Below are 17423 nucleotides of genomic sequence, written 5' to 3'. Positions count from 1 at the left end.
TGAAATGACAATAAAAATCGCTCGGAACAGGTTCACGTTAATCCTCATCCACCCAATCGGTTCCGGACCAACGGGCGCGCTGGTGCAGCCATTTACGTCCGAATTGCAACAAGAACAACAACCCGAAGCCTCCGGCCAACGCAAGCGTCCACAAGCTGCTGGACAGACCGGAACGCACATTGATCATGAGCTGGTTGAAAGGATAACTCTGAACCGAGGATGCCCCCGGCCCGGTCCAGACCCCTTGGTCGGGCACGTCCACTGTTAGTGTGTAATCGCCTGTACGTTCTGGCCGAAACGACAGGTTGGCGCGTCTTGAGCCTTCGCTCCATGATCCGTCGGCGTCGCGGCCCGAATAATACTCGATGGTCCGGCCTGCGAGGAAGACAGGAGTGTCATCTGGATCCAGCAATTCCAGATCCAGATACGCCCAACTGTTGCGAACATCGGCCGAAAAAGAAATACGCGTAAGCTGACTGTCGGCTTCCAGCGGGAACGTGATTTCTGCGGGTAAATCCGCCCGCGTCAGGACATGCGCGCCCAGCACATCTTCACCCGTGCGGCTGGCAAAAACAAAGGACATGAAAAGGCAGATGATCGCAAACACGCACGAGGCAAACAGCACAAAGCCATAGTTCGGTCCGGCGACAAATGGCTCAAGCGGGTGAACGCGAAAAGGTTTCTGATCAAGCTGAACATCGAATGCGTCTTCGACTGTTTTTCTGGGGACATAAATCGAACGATAGCTCTCGCGTTCAGAGCCAGTCGTACAAAATCCCAGCATCGCCGCATCAGACATCGCTGAGATGGTTGTGGTTTGCTCGCCTATTTCTGGCCGCCACGTGAATTCACCTTCGACATAGGTGATCGAGCTTGTCGTCGTTTCGAAATAGACAAACCGCTCTCCATTTACGCGAACAATCGGCGGATATTCTGATATTTCCACTGCCCGCTCAGATATCCAACCTGGCCCACGGTGGCGTCGGGTAAACACCAAATGGCCAGCTTCCAGCGTTAGCCACGCATACCCATGTGTGGGTGAATAAAGCTGGTGATCAATCCAGGTGTAAAACCGCCCACCCCACCGTTCTGAGTGCTCGATCAACCCGATAATGGTGAAATCGACCCCATAAAGCGCACCGGTCATCCCGATCGAAAACGGTGTCTTGGGACGCGTAAGTCCCTTGAACTGCCTGAGAGTTCTGTAGTTGTCCTGCACGTCCAGTTCGCTACCGCAATAGGGGCAGATTTGTACCACGACACGACCGCCACCCAACACGTCCAGTCCCGCGCCGCAGCTCGTGCAGTTGATCGACAGTATCTCGGGGTTTCTGGTCATTACTGGCGCTCGACCTGTATGTCGAAAGGATCGTACCAGCGACCATAGAACCACGCGCCGGACTGATCCCAAAACTCACCGGACAGCAAAGCTTCGTCACCGGCAGACGCGTTTACGAATTGATAGGTTTCTCCCACGGTCAGAGCTTCGTCGAACTGCCCGCGCAACGCGATACATTCGGCACTTTCCACTTCTGTCACCGTAAATGCCGCCGAGTCGAAATATAATGTTTCGCCAGGTTTGAAGGGCGGTTGGCTCTTTGGCGCGTCGTCCGCCTGCAAACGGGTTTGCCGCACGACGTCACCCTCGTCGACCGAAATCCAGCAGGTTCCTCCGGCTTCATCCACACCGCAGAACTCATCCCAAAACCCGCGACCGTAAGAATATCGTGCGTGACCTAGAATTCGGGTCGAAGTCCGGCCCATCACCACCCGATCGCCAACCCCGAATAAGAGTGGTGCATCATGCATCACGCCTTGGTCACCCGCGACCGAGGCCGTTTCGTCGTTCAGCATCAGCGTGGTTCCGCAAGACGGACAAACAACGACCTTAATCAACGTCAATGAAATCGGGCAGTCCGTCCCGCAATTCGGACAGTTCAAATTCTCCATACCGTCAAGTTGCTTATGGGCTGCCAAAGCGCAAGAACAGTTTGACAGAGCAAGATGCCGAGTGTTGCTTTTTGATCAGGTCAAGAATGCAGAGCCGGAATTCTGCTCCAAAATCTGCTGCACCAAAGGATTTACAAACCGCCGTCGTAGAGTGACCGCGTAGAACGTTTCCTTGATCCGGGGATGCTCTTTGGCCTCTTTCAATCGACCCGAAGTCAGTTCGTCTGTCACAACGATAGGCGCCACAAGCGCAAGGCCAATATCTTCGCGCGCGAGCAGTCGCATCATCGCCATATCATCCACCTCGGCGGCGATCTGTGGACGAACCGATAACCGGCTGGCCAGCGCATCAAAGGCCGTTCGAACGCTGCTGTCAGTTGTCGGCAGAATAAACGGCTGTTTATGCAACAACTCGCGCAAAGGTGCATCAGGCTGCAACCGTGCCGGAGTGCCCACGATGCTAACCTCTTGCTCACCGATCGAGTGAATTTCGAAAGGGGTCAGACTATCATCAGGGGGAGGCCTGTTCATCAAGGCAAGGTCCAGATTGTGCGCCTCTAACCCCTCTAACAATTCGGTCGGGCTGCCCGATCTTAGGATCACCTCCACATCCATACGAGACAAGATGGGCCTTAAAAACCCAATCTGAAAGTTGCGTGACAGGGTCGCCAGCGACCCTACCCTAAGTGCCTTTCGGTTCTGAACTGTTCCCTCCATCGTGGCCACAAGCTCTTGCCCCGTGGCGAAAATCGCGTCTGCATGGTCCAGTGCGATGCGACCGGCCTCGGTCAATTGCAACTGTCGACCGCGGCGTTCAAACAAGGCGTGACCCAAACGTTTTTCCAGTTGTTTGATTTGCACAGAAAGAGCCGACTGAGACAGGTTCAGACGCTGCGCCGTGCGGGTCAGGTTACCGTCATGCGCAACGGCCCAAAAATATCGGAGATGGTGATAGTTCAATGGCATATTGTTCTATTTAATAGAACGTTATCTTGCAAACAATGAATTTTTATTGTCACAAATTCTGTCCTATCTGCCGCAAAAGGCCCTTTGGCCGCGACACAGAAGGAAATGAACTATGGCTTACGTTTTTTTGCCGCTTCTTGGCCCGCTCGTCTTACTTGGGGCAGCATGGTTTGCGTCGCGGCAACCGGGAAAACGACCGGGAAACATAGCAGGCCTGACTGAAGTTGCCGCATTCGCGGCCTTTGTTGCCTCGATCCTTGCAACTACATTTTTGGTGATAAACGGGCCCGGCACATCGGCATTGATCGGGATGTTCGGCATCGGGCTCTCGGTTCACCTGGATGCGGTGAGTTCCGTGATGCTGCTGCTAGTCAACTTCATCGGCTGGATCGTGATCCGCTATTCCAGAACTTACATGGATGGCGAAGACCACCAAGGTGCCTTCGCGGGCTGGATGTCAGTCACACTGGCGTCGGTTCTTCTATTGGTCATGTCCGGCAACCTTGTGCAGTTCTTCGTGGCTTGGGTCGCGACCAGCCTGGCATTGAACAAATTGCTGCTATTCTATCCGGAACGCGCCACCGCGCAGCGCGCAGCACGTAAAAAAGCCTTCGTTGCACGGCTAAGCGAGGCGACCTTGGCATTGGCTTTTGCGCTGATCGTTGTCGCCACCGGGACTACAGACATAAAAACGATCCTTTCGGTCGTAGAACCAAACTGGCTGACGATGTCCGCTGCCTTTCTGATTGCCGTGTCTGCTGTCCTGGCTTCAGCCCAGTTCCCGCTGCATGGATGGCTGACCGAGGTTATGGAGGCCCCAACGCCCGTTTCGGCCCTGCTGCATGCAGGTGTCATCAATGCTGGCGGTCTGCTGCTAATACGTTTCGCCGACGTAATGTTGCTTGCGCCGGGTGTGATGGCTTTGTTGGTCATGTTGGGAGGGTTCACCGCCTTGTTCGGCGGGTTGGTGATGCTGACTCAACCAGCAGTAAAGACATCGCTTGCATGGTCGACCATTGCCCAGATGGGCTTCATGGTCATGCAATGTGGCTTAGCGCTGTTCCCGCTGGCATTGCTGCACATTGTGGCCCATTCGCTGTATAAGGCACATGCGTTCCTAAGTGCAGGCGAAGCAGTGCGAAACGTCGCTGCAATTCGCCGCCCTGGACCGATTGCCGTCCCAAGCGCGCGTAACGTGTTGTTGTCTTTTGTGATCGCGATAGCAATCTACGGACTTGTTGGCATGGTCGTTGGGTTTGACGGAAAGTCGGTTCAGGCCATTGCACTGGGAGTCATCCTGATTTTCGGCGTCGCTTATCTCTTGGCCCAAGGGTTTGCCGATGCTGCCCCAAGGGCGTTGATGCAACGCACTGTCGCCTATGCTCTGGTCACTTCGGTAAGCTATTTCGCCCTGCAGGTCATAGCACAGAAACTGACTGCGGGAACCCTGCCAGCTACTCCGGCCCCCGGCCCCCTTGAATGGGCTTTGATTATCCTCGCATTGATCAGCTTTGGCTGTGTTGCCGTGGCACAGGCGACATTCCCGTTATGGGCCTCGCACCCAGCAGCGGCAGGACCAAGGGTTCACCTGACCAATGGTCTCTATGCAAATGCAGTTTTCGATAAGTTGCTGGACGGTTGGTCCAAGCGTTCGATCGTTTGAAAGGAACGTTCCTCATGTTTGCGAAACTTGAAACCTACCCCGCCCCTTTGTTGGAACTTGTGACCGAGGCCAACGACGCCTCCAAAGCGATCCCGCCCCTGTTCCCGCTTTCCTCTAGCGTTGCGGTGAACCCCTTTCTTGGCCAGATTGATGAGCCACTTTCTGTCACCGCGGCACGCCTTGCACGGGTTGCCGGAACACGGATCACCCCTGCTCGCGAATACTGGAAAGCCAAATTTGAGAGCGACGAAATCTCGCAAGAAGATGTGCGCGCCGCTGTGTCGGCGGTTGAAGGGCAATTTAACGCACCAAGCCTGCAAGACATACTGGACGCATTAGACACACCTCAGGACACGCCGCAGCCACTGGCAACCGTCGCCGAACTTGCTGCCGATGTTTCTGGTATTGATTGGCCTGGCTTGATCGAGGATCGCATCGGCGCCTGGGCTGCGGGTCATTTTGATCAGGGTCAGGCGCTCTGGCAGCAAGCCGATACAGGCGGCGTATTCCAGTCGTGGCGGGAATTCGCCACGCGTGACCTGACGCCTGAAATCCACGGTGTGAAAGGCTTTTGCGCCTTTGTCACTCGAACCAACAGGTCGCATTGGCGCGCCATAGGACGGGCGTCCGAGCGGTTGGGCGTCGACACTGAGGCCGCCAAAACGACGTTCCATCGCTGGTTGATAACCTTGGGAGGTTGGGCGCAGTACGGCCGGTATCATTTGTGGCAGGCCGAATTGGACGGACGCCCGGACAGCACTGTGGCCGAGTTGCTGGCCGTTCGCATGGTGTTTGATGAGGCGCTATATGACCTCTACCAAGACCAAATCGCCGCCCGTTGGGCCGAGGTCGTAGCCAAGCACCGCACACCCGTCACGCCGTCCAAGTCCGAGGTTATCAACGCTGTCCTGCAGGATGCAGCTGAACGCGCACAACAACGCGCTTTGGCTATTAAACTGAAAAAAAGCGAACCCGTCGCCTCCAATGGACGCCCTGACATACAGGCAGCGTTCTGCATCGACGTCCGCTCTGAGGTTTTCCGCAGGGCGCTCGAAGCGCAGGATGCCAAAATCGAAACCATCGGCTTTGCCGGGTTCTTCGGTTTGGCCAGCGCACACAAGGCCGCAGGGTCGGACGTGACCGAGTTCAGGGGTCCGGTTCTATTGAAAGCCGGGGCAACCTCGGAAGCTGTTGAACCTGTCAAAGCGGACCTGAACCGCCGCTACACGGCGCGGGCTAAACGCGCATGGGGCCGGTTCAAGCTGGCCGCCGTGTCGTCCTTTGCCTTTGTCGAGGCCACCGGCCCGGTTTATGCCGGTAAAATTGTGCGGGATTCGCTTGGTCTGCGTGACAAGGCCAAACCAGAACCGGCGCCAAAACTGGACCCTTACCTAAGCTTTGAAACGCGGGTCGGTATGGCCAAGTCTGTTTTGTCGGCGATGTCGCTGACCCATAACTTCGCACGAATTGTCATGTTGGCGGGCCACGGGGCCGACGTCACAAACAACCCCCATGAAAGCGCATTGCAATGTGGGGCCTGTGGTGGCTACGCCGGAGATGTGAACGCTCGCCTTTTGGCTGGGCTGTTGAATGATCCAGACATTCGAAGCGGTCTTCAGGCTCAAGGGATAGATATACCCGAAGACACCATGTTCTTACCTGCGTTGCATCACACGACGACTGATATGGTCACTTTGTTCGAACAGGATTTACCATCAGGCACCGCAGCGGCAGAGATTGCGCAGCTCAAAACCTGGTTGGATGCCGCAGGGGATCTGTCCCGCGCAGAACGCGCGCAACGCCTGCCGCGTGCAAACGAGTCTGCAGCAGTTCTGCATCGTGCACGTGATTGGGCTGAAACACGGCCCGAATGGGGTCTTGCCGGGTGTCGTGCGTTTGTCGCCGCTCCACGTGACCGGACCAATGGCGCGGACTTGTCCGGGCGGGCATTTCTGCACAACTACAACTGGCGACAGGATGATGGGTTTGGCGTCCTTGAATTGATCATGACTGCTCCGGTTGTCGTGGCCAGCTGGATCAGCTTGCAATATTACGGTTCGACCGTTGCGCCCGACTTGTTCGGAGGAGGCAACAAGCTTCTGCACAATGTGGTTGGCGGGATAGGCGTGCTGGAAGGCAATAACGGCGCCCCCAGGCCGGGCTTGCCATGGCAGTCCGTGCATGATGGCAACGGATTCCAGCATGATCCTCTGCGCTTGACGGTGGTCATCGAAGCCCCGCGCGAGGCGATGTCAAACATCTTGGCACGTCACCCTGACGTCAAAGCGCTTTTTGACAATGGGTGGCTTCACCTGATCGCCATGGATGACAGCGGACAACTGGCTTGGAGATACGACGGCGACCTTGAGTGGTCCCCAATCCGCGAAATTCCAGACACCTCAGGCGCAATTGCAGCAGAATAAGAACAGAGCAGCAAGACACAGTAATTTTGGCGGTTAGGTCCATTTGAAATTGGACTTAGCCAGCCTATCTATCTTGCCTGGCTTGAAACAAGACTGCGAGGGCAAAGAGGCTAAATATCCAGAATATTCTTGGCCAGTCTCTGCCGGTTTCCCCTTTTACCTGCATTGTTTCCCTTGCACCTTGCTCGCTTAAGGTTTCTGGTGCGGGTAAATATTTGCAAGAGGTTCCAATGCCCCAAACATCCGATACCAACCGTCGTATCGTTCTTGCTGAACGCCCTGTTGGTCAGCCCGACGAAAACACGCTTCGGCTTGAAACCACAGATATCCCGTCACCGGGCGCTGATGAGATGCTAGTGCGAACGGTCTTTATGTCGCTCGACCCCTACATGCGCGGCCGCATGAACGACGCAAAATCCTATGCCGAGCCTGTCGAAATTGGCGGCGTCATGACCGCTCAGGTTGTGGCTCAAGTGATCGAGTCGAACCTGGATGGGTACGAGGCCGGTGACTATGTCTTGAATATGAGCGGCTGGCAGGACTACGCGATATCGAACGGAGAACAGGTGGTCAATCTGGGCAAAACACCAGACAATCCATCCTGGGCTTTGGGTATTTTGGGAATGCCCGGCTACACGGCCTATGCGGGTTTGTTGAAAATTGGCGAGCCCAAGCCCGGTGAGACCGTCGTTGTTGCAGCGGCTGCGGGACCGGTCGGGGCAACTGTGGGACAGATCGCCAAGCTTAAAGGATGTCGCGTCGTCGGCATCGCAGGCGGGCCGGAAAAATGTGCGCATGTTGTCCAGAACCTTGGCTTTGACGCCTGTATAGACCACAGATCCGACGATCTGGCTGCTCAACTGCGCGATGCATGCCCAGATGGCATCGACGTCTATTTCGAGAATGTTGGCGGTAAGGTGCTTTATGCAGTTCTGCCGTTGCTAAACCCGTTTGCGCGGGTCCCTGTCTGCGGAATCGTAGCCTGGTACAACCTGCCCGGTTTGCCGGAAGGGCCGGATATGGGCCCTGCGATCTTGGGCACCTTGCTGCGGATGAAAGTCAAAATGCAGGGGTTCATCATTTTCGACAATTTCGGCCCCGAGGTTTATCAGGAATTTGTACGAGACATGACAGGCTGGCTTAACGACGGCTCGGTATCGTACAAAGAACACGTAGTGGATGGGCTGGAAAACGCGCCAGAGGCCTTCAATCAACTACTCGCTGGGGGTAATTTCGGCAAAATGGTCGTGAAAGTCGGCTGATTGGCATTCGAAAGCAGGCGTTGCGCCTTTGATGCGCAACGCCAGTAAACATTCGGCGAATTGTCGGCCGATCGCTGTTTTGGCCGCTCACGTTTCCGCCAGTCGATATGGCATCAACCTAACAGATGCGTGAATTTTCGGGCGTTTAGCAAAGCAACCTTTGCGCTTGGCAAATTCTCAATCCAATACTGATTTACCGGTCATTATTGTGGAGATGTGATGCGGATAAGTGTAGGCATCGCTGTATCTATCCTGGTCGCCCTGTCCATTGGCGTGTCAACTTTTATTGTTCATACGCTTTGGTGGACAACGGCACGGGACAACAGCCGTATGCTGGCTGCTGAAATCAACACTCAGATCGCCAATACCGTCCGGATCGAGGTCGGCGCGACGCTCAGCTCGGCCGAAGCGGCCTGGGCCGCAGTGCGCACCATTTTCGTGCAGAATGTCATCGCCACGCGCCAGGCAGACAAGCGAGAATTCGTATTCCTGTCGCAACTACAAGCGCAGCCCAATATCTCGTGGATATTCTTCGGCTGGCCCGACGGCAATTTCTTCGCCTCGCACCGCCTTGGGGATGGCGGTCTTGAGATGGTCGAAATCGATAGGAACATCCGTGATCGGCAGTTGCGAACCGACCAATACATTTTCATTCCAGGTGACATCCAGTTCGAAGAGCGAAAATTCCGGGAAACAGAATATGATCCACGCGACCACGCCTGGTTCAATAACTTTATGAGCCTGAACTCATCGGGATGGATCGAAGCGCGGGATCTGCCAGGAAGTGAAAAAACGGTCTATGCTTATGCCGGTCCCATTGACGTCAACCGCGGGCGACAGGGTGTTCTAGCGGTCGCAATCGAAACCGACCGTTTGTCGCGGTTCCTTGCGACCTTACATCCGGGCGAGTTCGGAGCAGCCTATATTCTGGATGCTGATGGCAAGGTGATCGCCGTTCCCGACGCCATGGCGGATGAAACGACACCCGCCCGAATGGGCGAAGGCGAGTTGTACGAGGCCGCCATGATATCGGGCGAACGGCTTTTGGGTGACCCTGCCAAAAATCCTGCCGGCGGGGCAACGACCCGGGTTGTAATAGACGGCGTTCCCTATGCAGTTGCCCTGACCTCGTTGGGATTTTATGGCTGGCGCGTTGCTACCGTAATACCGGAATCCGCATTCCTGTCTGGGATCGACAAAACTCTGATCAACCTTCTTTATATTCTGATTGGGGTAGTCGTTTTCGCCACCGGGTTAGCCATCTGGCTGGTCCGTAGGGTTGTGGCGAACCCTTTGGCGCGGATCGCCGAAGACCTTAACAAGATCGAACGTTTCGATGTTGAGCGTTTTTCACGCAGGCCCTCAAAGCTGTCAGAACTGGCCAACCTGTCTGCGGCAACGGCCAGTATGGCTGCGGGTCTGTCAGCGTTCCGAAAATATGTACCAACCGATTTGGTTCGCATGCTGGTTGCCGAAGGCATCAAAACGCAGCCGGGCGGTGATATGAAGCAAATCTCGGTTTTGTTTTGCGATGTGACTGGCTTTACCGGACTGTCCGAGAAACTGGGCCCAGGAATTGTTCAGTTGATGGAACCGTTCTTCACCGCCGCTTCGGCCGCGATTGCAAGGCATGACGGCACTATCGACAAGTTCATGGGTGATGCAGTGATGGCCTTTTGGGGGGCACCACGTCAGGATAAAAACCACGCGGAAAACGCCTGTCGTGCGGCGCTGGATCTTGTCAAAACTGTCGACGCGGCAGGCATCAAGGACAGTCAGGGTATTCCTCTGCGGCTACGGATCGGGGTGAACAGCGGCGAGGCGCTTGTGGGGAACATAGGATCCGAACAGCGCCTGAACTATACGGCGATCGGCGATGTGGTGAATGTCGCAAGCCGACTGGAAGGCGCGAACAAAGTCTACGGCACCCTTATCCTGATCGGCCCAGAGACCCGACGCGAAGCCGGCGATTCTGTAATTGTGCGCGAATTGGATACGCTCACGGTGTTCGGCCGCAGCGAAGAGCTTGTGGTTTATGAACTGATTGCAATGACCGAAGGATACAACCCCTCACGCGATTGGATCGAGGCATATGAACGCGGCCTAACGCTTTATCGCGCCGGGCAATTCGAAAATGCCCTGTCAGAATTTGAAACCGCTGACCAAATCCGTGGCGGGGACCTTGCCTCGCTCGCGATGGCCGACAAAATGCGAGAACTTCTGGCAAGCCCACCCGCTGAGGGATGGAAGCCCGTAACCATCACTGAAAAATCCTAAATAAGTCAGCTGGTTCTACAGAAGCTGCAAAAAACAGCACATTTTCCTTTATTGACTGGTGTTCAAAATAAACGAAATCCGATAGTCAGAGCGCCAAAAGATTGTAAGACAGAAAAACAGCCCCGTGTTCGACCTACCCGCGCAGCGCGCGCATCTCTCAGAAAAATATGACCTGACCCCGTCGCCCGAGCTTGCCGCAAGCATGAGCGATATATACGACCGCATGTCGCGTGTGGTCTCACCGGCGGATTGGGCGATTTATGCGCCATATGTAAAGGCGATCAATGAACTCAAGGTAAACCGCAACGCGGTCATCTTGGGACACAACTACATGACGCCCGAGATCTACCACGGTATTTCCGATTTCGGCGGTGACAGCCTTCAACTGGCGATCAAGGCCACCGAGGTCGAGGCCGAGGTGATCGTTCAATGCGGCGTTCATTTCATGGCCGAAACGTCCAAAATTCTCAGCCCCGAAAAAACGGTTCTGATGCCGGATATGGAGGCAGGCTGCTCTTTGGCGGAATCGATCACCGCCGAAGGCATCGCGGAAATGCGCCGCCGATATCCCGGTGCACCGGTTGTGTCCTATGTGAACACAACAGCCGAGGTAAAGGCAGCCTCAGACATCTGTTGCACCTCGTCGAATGCGGCACAAATCGTGGCAGCACAGGACAGTGAGACCGTCATCATGACGCCCGACCAGTATCTGGCGCAGAACGTGGCACGCGAAGTTCCGCAGAAAAACGTCGTGTGGTGGGAGGGCTCGTGCATCGTTCACGAGCAATATTCGGCCAGTGACCTGCGCGACTTTCGCGAATGGAACCCCGGAACCCGCTTGATCGCGCATCCCGAATGCCCGCCGGACGTGGTGGCCGAGGCCGATTTCTCGGGTTCAACCAGCGGCATCATCAAATATGTCACGGACGAAAAACCAGAGAAAGCGCTGCTGATCACCGAATGTTCGATGGCGTCCAACATCGCGGACGAACTGCCCGAAGTCGAATTTGTCGGCCCATGCAACATGTGCCCCTACATGAAGAAAATCACGCTGGAAAAAGTGCTGTTCGCGCTGGACACAATGACCGGTCAAGTCGAGGTTGACGTCCAGGTCGCCGAAAAGGCACGTCTTTCAGTTCAGCGTATGATCGACCTGTCGCGCCAGTTGGGCATTTGACACAGCAGATGCAAACCATCGAAACATCGCGAGTGGTTATCATTGGCGCTGGTTTGGCCGCCGTGTATGCGGCTCTCAAGCTGGCGCCCTGCCCGGTCGTGATGATTTCGCCTGAACCGCTGGGCTCTGGCGCAAGCTCAGCCTGGGCGCAGGGTGGCATCGCAGCCGCCATGGCGCGGACAGACAGCCCAAAGGCCCATGCGGACGACACGATGCGCGCGGGTGCGGGCTCGGTTTTACGCGAAGTGGCCGAGTTTGTGGCGCAAGCTGCGCCAGAGCATATCCTCGACCTTTCTGCGCTTGGCACTGGATTCGACCGTACTGCAAGCGGCGAGTTTGTTCAGTCGCGTGAGGCCGCTCACTCCACTGCTCGGGTTGTGCGGGTCAAAGGTGATCAGGCCGGGGCCGAGATTATGCGCGCGTTAATCAAAGCCCTGCGCGAGACACCTTCAATCCAGGTTATCGAGGGCGCGCAGGCCGTGGCGCTGGAAAGCGACGGCGCGCAAGTAACAGGCGTCTACCTTACAGGTGCGCTTGGGTCTGGCCCGGCGCAGCTGCTGCTGCGCGGGGCCGCTTATCTTTTGGCAACGGGTGGATCTTCGGGCCTTTATACGCAAACCACCAACCCAACGCGCATTCGCGGGCAAGGGATTGGTATGGCTGCCCGTGCTGGTGCGCGCATCGCGGACTCAGAATTTGTACAGTTCCATCCCACCGCAATCGACGTAGACTCTGACCCCACCCCGTTGGCAACCGAAGCACTGCGCGGCGAGGGGGCCGTTCTTGTCGACAAGAACGGGCATCGGTTCATGCCCGATTTCCACCCCGATGCCGAGCTTGCCCCCAGAGATACGGTTGCGCGGGCCGTTTATCTGCAAGCCAAAGCTGGCATGCGGCCAGCGCTGGACACGCGGGGCGCGATCGGTGCCGATATCAGCATTTTTTTTCCCGGTGTAACACGCGCCTGTATGCGTCATGGCGTTGACCCAACACGGGACCCCATCCCTGTGACCGCGTCAGCGCATTACCATATGGGCGGCGTAGAAACAGATTTGTTTGGGCGAAGTTCGTTGGCCGGGCTCTGGGCCTGTGGCGAGGCGGCGTCCACCGGGTTACATGGCGCCAACCGGTTGGCATCAAACGGGTTGCTTGAAGCTTTGGTGTTTGCCCGATCCTGTGCCCGGGACATTGCGGGCCAAATAACCGTGAAGAGCGCACCCGAAGTCGAAATCCGTTTGTCACCCGGCACAACTGACAATGAGCACGATTTGATGCTGTTGCGCCGCATAATGACGGAACATGTCGGCGTGGTAAGGGAAGAAGCTGGCCTGAGCCAAGCCCTATCTGGAATTGCCGCGCTTGAGGCCCAGCACTTTGGGTCAGACCAGTTTCTCAACATGACCGCTACGGCCACCCTGATCGCCGCCGCCGCGCTGCAACGCCGCGAAAGTCGCGGCGCGCATTACCGGTCCGATTTCCCCGATCCAAATCGTGGCCCCGGTCAACGATCCAGCCTGACACTGACACAGGCACTCAACTTGCGAGATCGCATAGCAAAGGACGCAGCATGACCCACCCCGCTTTGCCAGACATGATCCTGGAACCTCTGGTCCGGTCCGCGCTGACTGAAGATATGGGTACCTGTGGCGATATCACCACTCAGACAGTGATCCCTGCGGACGTCACCTATTCCGCACGGTTGGAGGCACGTGAAAATGCTGTGGTTTCAGGGATGCAAGTGGCTGCGCTGGCGTTCCGTCTGGTCGATCCCTCGTTGCTCATCACAACCTACACCGAAGATGGCCAGAGCTGCGCCAAGGGCGACACACTGATGAAAATCCAAGGCCGAGCCACCTCAATCCTGTCGGCAGAGCGCGTGGCGTTGAATTTCGCCCAGCGGATGATGGGTGTTGCAACGGCCACTTCGGAATTAGTGGCTGAAACCAAAGGCACCAAGGCGCGTATCACCTGCACGCGAAAAACGACACCCGGGCTACGTCTGGTGGAAAAGCAGGCCGTGCTGCACGGCGGCGGTTTCAACCATCGCTTCTCGCTATCGGATGCAATTCTGATCAAGGACAATCATATCGCAGCCGCTGGCGGTGTGCGGGCTGTGCTTGATGCAACAAAAGCCCGCGCGTCGCATATGATGAAAGTCGAAATCGAGGTCGATACGCTGGAGCAACTGTCCGAGGTGATCCAGGTCGGCGGTGCTGACGTCGTGCTACTTGACAACATGCCGCCAGACGTTCTGACGAAGGCAGTCAAGTTGGTGGACGGCCGATTGGTGACCGAGGCATCGGGCAATATCAGCAAGGCTACAGTTGCGGCGGTAGCCGCGACAGGGGTTGATTACATCTCGTCCGGTGCTTTGACGCACTCTTACCGATCGATTGACATCGGGCTGGACTTCTGAGCCGTTCGACGCCCCAAAGCTACCAAAAATTGTTTTTCGGCGCGCGCAAAGTCAGCCACATTCGTCGCGCTGACCCCGGATCAAGGGACCGTCATTAACCGTTCGAAACGGCGATTCACGCCGACTCAAATACGCTTGGAATACGGAAGATTCTTAACGAACACGCCACCCGTTTTGCATGTAAAACGGTCGGTCAAGCGACCTGCAATCGTGGAAATGGCAGAGCTGATGGGTCCGCAGAGAGTCTTATAAACTGTTATTTTTAAACACTTTATTTGCGCCTCATCCTACCTTCAAATTCAAATTCAAAAATACCTCTTGACGCTCTGTAGACCTACGTGGTTTCGTATATAAAACCGTTTTGCGGTAAATCGTTAAGATCAACGAAGGGAGGCGTTGTGATGGCGAAGCAAGAATCTGCTCTGCGCGCACAACAAGGAACGGAAAGCCAGGTTACGGTTTCCCTCAATGGCATCGGTATGTCGTTTTCTGGTGTATCCGTTCTAAGGGATGTCGACCTGGTCATTGACGGTGGTGAAATTCACACGCTGATGGGCGAAAACGGTGCGGGCAAAAGTACGCTGGTGAAGATCATCAGCGGCGTGCAAAAACCGACATTCGGGACATTTCAGATCGACGGCGAAACCGTGGAATTCGATGCGCCAAGGGACGCTGAAAAGCATGGTATCGTCATCATGCATCAGGAACTCAGCCTGATCCCGGAAATGACCGTGGCTGAAAATGTTCTGCTGGGCCACGAGCCCCGGAAATTTGGGACGTTCATCGACCGCAAAGCGCTGCGGGAAAAGGCCAGCAAAGCGTTGGCCCGCTTTGGCTTCACTCTGGATATCGACACGCCGGTCAAAGATTTGCGTGTTGGCGAGCAGCAGTTGGTAGAAATCGCCCGTGCACTGCTGATGAATGCGCGCCTTCTGATTATGGATGAGCCGACCTCAGCTTTGTCGCAAGCCGAAGCTGATATTCTCATGGAAGTCGTCCGCGATCTGGCGCTACAGGGTGTTGCGGTTGTCTATATCTCGCACCGGATGGACGAAGTGTTCGAGATTTCTGACCGCGTTACAGTTCTGCGCGATGGCAATCTGATCGGGACCCGGCTGGCCTCGGAAACCACTTCCGCCGAACTGATCAACATGATGGTTGGACGCACGGTTGAAATCAATCCGGTCGAACGCCATACACCGGCGACCGACGAAACCGTTCTGCAGGTGGCAAACCTGTCCGCCTGGGAAGGCAAGCGCAAAGTTCTGGATGATGTATCCTTCGAGCTTAAGCGCGGAGAGGTTCTTGGGGTCGGCGGCCTGTTGGGCGCAGGCCGGACCGAACTGTTGGAAACTCTGTTCGGCGCGCGTGGCGCCAGCTATCAGGGCGAAATCACACTTGAAGGCAAGAAACTAAGACCAATCAAACCCCAGGACGGGGTGCGCAACGGGCTGGCTTTGATCACAGAAGACCGTAAAGGCAACGGCTTGATCCTTGACCGCTCGATTGCGTCCAATGTTGCTTTGCCGCTGATGCCGCTGCAATCGCGTTTTGGTAGGTTTTCCGAAGCTGAACAACGCAAGCAGGCTCTGACCGCGATTGAGACCTTGAAGGTCGCCGCAACCGGGCCCGAACATCCGGTCGGCAAACTCAGCGGCGGTAACCAGCAAAAGGTCGTGCTGGGCAAATGGCTTGCGACGCAACCGCAAGTATTGCTTTTGGACGAACCCACTCGTGGCATCGATATCGGTGCCAAAGACGAAATCTACGATCTGGTTGGACGACTGGCGGATCAGGGCATCTCGGTGCTGTTTGCCAGCTCGGAACTGTCCGAATTCATCGCTGTCTGCGACCGCATGATCGTTTTGTGTGAAGGCCAGTTGGCCGGTGAGCTTTCGCGCGATGAGATGACCGTTGATTCAATCAAGGCCCTGGCGATGCAGTTCCGCTGACTGCACACACCGTTAGAACTGGCCCAACCAGAGAAAAGACATGACCGTTATGGAACCCAATAGCCCGACAGTGAAACCCGAACGCCCCAGCGCGGCGACGTTAATGCGCCTTTTGGGCAAGACCAAACTATATTGGGGCCTGTTCGCTCTGATCCTGTTTGGGGCGTTGACCTCGCCGTTGTCGTCCAAAGGCAACAACATCTTTCTGTCGTTGGGCAACCTGACCGACATTCTACGTCAGGTTTCGGTTACAGGGATTGTCGCCGTGGGCATGACCATGGTGATTTTTATTGCCGGAATCGACTTGTCCGTGGGCTCGGTCATGGCGCTGGGAACCGTGATCTGCGCAATGCTGCTGACGCAGGAAGGCTGGACGGCTGCCAGCTATTTCGGGGTTCCGGCCACGGGGATCGTACTATTCGTCTGTATCGCAGCGCTGATCTATTTCGTGCAAAACAACCTGAGCCGCAGCTCGGACAACCCGACAGACAGCGCGCCCTCGCGGATGCTGAGCCGTCTGGTCGCCGCCGCCATTGCCATCGGTGTAATGGTCTGGCTGGCCGGTCAGGTGATGCCTAAATTCGGCGTTTTGGCAGTGCTGATCGTGGTGCCCTGCATTGGTGCCGTGATGGGCACGGTGAACGGCGCGCTGATCGTATATGGCCGTCTGCAGCCCTTTATTGTGACGCTGGCGATGATGGTGGGCGCGCTGGGTCTGGCCCGCGTGATCGCCGGGCAGGATACGGCCGTGTATCCGGTCTATACTGGGTCGAATGCGACCGAAAATTTTGAAGTGCTGCGTGAACTGTTGTGGGGCGTCGTCCCTGTACCGGGCCTGTTCTTTCTGGGTGTGTTGCTGGTATTCTTCCTCGTCACACGCTTCACCACCTTCGGCAGCTATCTGATGGCCATCGGTGGCAATGAAGAGGCCGCGCGTCTGGCGGGCATCAATGTGGGCCGCAACAAGATCATCACCTATGCGCTGGCGGGTGGTCTGTCCGCGCTGGCCGGGGTGCTCTATGTGGCGCAGTTCCGTCAGGGTAAACCAGATGCGGGTCTTGGCTTGGAACTGGATGCAATTGCGGCCGTTGTCATCGGCGGTACCAGCCTGATGGGTGGGCGCGGCGCAATCATGGGAACGTTCGTTGGGGTACTGATCTTTGGTTTCCTCAGCAATATCCTGCAATTGAACAACATCGACAGTAACACGCAGCTGGTGCTGAAGGGCATCATCATCGTGGTCGCCGTCCTGCTTCAGGAAGGGCGATTTGAAGAGATCTTTGTCATGGCGAAAGAGCGCCTGGGCAGAGGGAGGAGGCTCTGACCTGAAGGTCTTG

At 56.1% G+C, this 17423-nt stretch carries 12 protein-coding genes; 9 read left to right on the top strand and 3 right to left on the bottom strand.

Annotated elements, in window-relative coordinates; all coding sequences use genetic code 11:
* Positions 1-37 precede the first annotated feature (37 nt).
* The 3 genes from GOW48_RS20275 to GOW48_RS20265 form a co-directional block, all read right to left on the bottom strand.
* Positions 38-1339, bottom strand: a complete 1302-nt coding sequence (locus tag GOW48_RS20275) for a DUF4178 domain-containing protein (RefSeq protein WP_170755916.1) — start codon at positions 1337-1339, stop codon at positions 38-40.
* A complete protein-coding gene (locus GOW48_RS20270; RefSeq protein ID WP_234899549.1) occupies positions 1339-1854 on the bottom strand; it encodes a DUF4178 domain-containing protein in 516 nt (171 codons plus the stop codon). The genes GOW48_RS20275 and GOW48_RS20270 overlap by 1 nt, the downstream gene beginning before the upstream one ends.
* 171 nt (positions 1855-2025) lie before the next feature.
* A complete protein-coding gene (locus tag GOW48_RS20265; protein WP_170755914.1) occupies positions 2026-2916 on the bottom strand; it encodes a LysR family transcriptional regulator in 891 nt (296 codons plus the stop codon).
* Between the two features lie 112 nt (positions 2917-3028).
* On the opposite strand from GOW48_RS20265, the gene GOW48_RS20260 reads away from it, so the two are divergent.
* From GOW48_RS20260 to GOW48_RS20220, 9 genes are all read left to right on the top strand, one after another.
* Positions 3029-4579, top strand: coding sequence for a proton-conducting transporter transmembrane domain-containing protein (locus tag GOW48_RS20260; protein WP_170755913.1), 1551 nt, complete (start codon positions 3029-3031; stop codon positions 4577-4579).
* A 14-nt stretch (positions 4580-4593) separates the two neighbouring features.
* Positions 4594-7002: a YbcC family protein gene (locus tag GOW48_RS20255; RefSeq protein ID WP_170755912.1), complete on the top strand. Its 2409-nt coding sequence runs from the start codon at positions 4594-4596 to the stop codon at positions 7000-7002.
* 230 nt (positions 7003-7232) lie between these two features.
* Entirely contained in the window at positions 7233-8264 is a 1032-nt protein-coding gene (locus GOW48_RS20250) for an NADP-dependent oxidoreductase (RefSeq protein ID WP_170755911.1), read from the top strand.
* 219 nt (positions 8265-8483) lie between these two features.
* The gene (locus GOW48_RS20245; protein ID WP_170755910.1) at positions 8484-10541 is read left to right on the top strand and encodes an adenylate/guanylate cyclase domain-containing protein; all 2058 of its coding nucleotides are present in this window, start codon (positions 8484-8486) and stop codon (positions 10539-10541) included.
* Between the two features lie 124 nt (positions 10542-10665).
* Positions 10666-11718, top strand: coding sequence for a quinolinate synthase NadA (gene nadA / locus GOW48_RS20240; RefSeq protein ID WP_170755909.1), 1053 nt, complete (start codon positions 10666-10668; stop codon positions 11716-11718).
* 8 nt (positions 11719-11726) lie between these two features.
* Complete coding sequence (locus GOW48_RS20235; protein ID WP_170755908.1) at positions 11727-13289, top strand: L-aspartate oxidase; 1563 nt, start codon at positions 11727-11729, stop codon at positions 13287-13289.
* The gene (gene nadC / locus GOW48_RS20230) at positions 13286-14134 is read left to right on the top strand and encodes a carboxylating nicotinate-nucleotide diphosphorylase (RefSeq protein ID WP_170755907.1); all 849 of its coding nucleotides are present in this window, start codon (positions 13286-13288) and stop codon (positions 14132-14134) included. The genes GOW48_RS20235 and nadC overlap by 4 nt, the downstream gene beginning before the upstream one ends.
* A gap of 401 nt (positions 14135-14535) precedes the next feature.
* Positions 14536-16086, top strand: a complete 1551-nt coding sequence (locus tag GOW48_RS20225) for a sugar ABC transporter ATP-binding protein (protein ID WP_170755906.1) — start codon at positions 14536-14538, stop codon at positions 16084-16086.
* Positions 16087-16126: 40 nt separating this feature from the next.
* The gene (locus tag GOW48_RS20220) at positions 16127-17410 is read left to right on the top strand and encodes an ABC transporter permease (RefSeq protein WP_214648691.1); all 1284 of its coding nucleotides are present in this window, start codon (positions 16127-16129) and stop codon (positions 17408-17410) included.
* Positions 17411-17423 lie beyond the last annotated feature (13 nt).

This window comes from Ruegeria lacuscaerulensis, assembly GCF_013033355.1.
Classification (GTDB): domain Bacteria; phylum Pseudomonadota; class Alphaproteobacteria; order Rhodobacterales; family Rhodobacteraceae; genus Ruegeria; species Ruegeria lacuscaerulensis_A.
The sequence above is the reverse complement of the archived record's forward strand: the minus strand, read 5'-3'. Positions and strand labels throughout refer to the sequence as shown.

Coding starts and splice junctions, on each gene's coding strand:
- GOW48_RS20275 (WP_170755916.1), bottom strand. CDS start 1,339: ATGACCAGAAACCCCGAGATACTGTCGATCAACTGCACGAGCTGCGGC.
- GOW48_RS20270 (WP_234899549.1), bottom strand. CDS start 1,854: ATGCTGAACGACGAAACGGCCTCGGTCGCGGGTGACCAAGGCGTGATG.
- GOW48_RS20265 (WP_170755914.1), bottom strand. CDS start 2,916: ATGCCATTGAACTATCACCATCTCCGATATTTTTGGGCCGTTGCGCAT.
- GOW48_RS20260 (WP_170755913.1), top strand. CDS start 3,029: ATGGCTTACGTTTTTTTGCCGCTTCTTGGCCCGCTCGTCTTACTTGGG.
- GOW48_RS20255 (WP_170755912.1), top strand. CDS start 4,594: ATGTTTGCGAAACTTGAAACCTACCCCGCCCCTTTGTTGGAACTTGTG.
- GOW48_RS20250 (WP_170755911.1), top strand. CDS start 7,233: ATGCCCCAAACATCCGATACCAACCGTCGTATCGTTCTTGCTGAACGC.
- GOW48_RS20245 (WP_170755910.1), top strand. CDS start 8,484: ATGCGGATAAGTGTAGGCATCGCTGTATCTATCCTGGTCGCCCTGTCC.
- GOW48_RS20235 (WP_170755908.1), top strand. CDS start 11,727: ATGCAAACCATCGAAACATCGCGAGTGGTTATCATTGGCGCTGGTTTG.
- nadC (WP_170755907.1), top strand. CDS start 13,286: ATGACCCACCCCGCTTTGCCAGACATGATCCTGGAACCTCTGGTCCGG.
- GOW48_RS20225 (WP_170755906.1), top strand. CDS start 14,536: ATGGCGAAGCAAGAATCTGCTCTGCGCGCACAACAAGGAACGGAAAGC.
- GOW48_RS20220 (WP_214648691.1), top strand. CDS start 16,127: ATGACCGTTATGGAACCCAATAGCCCGACAGTGAAACCCGAACGCCCC.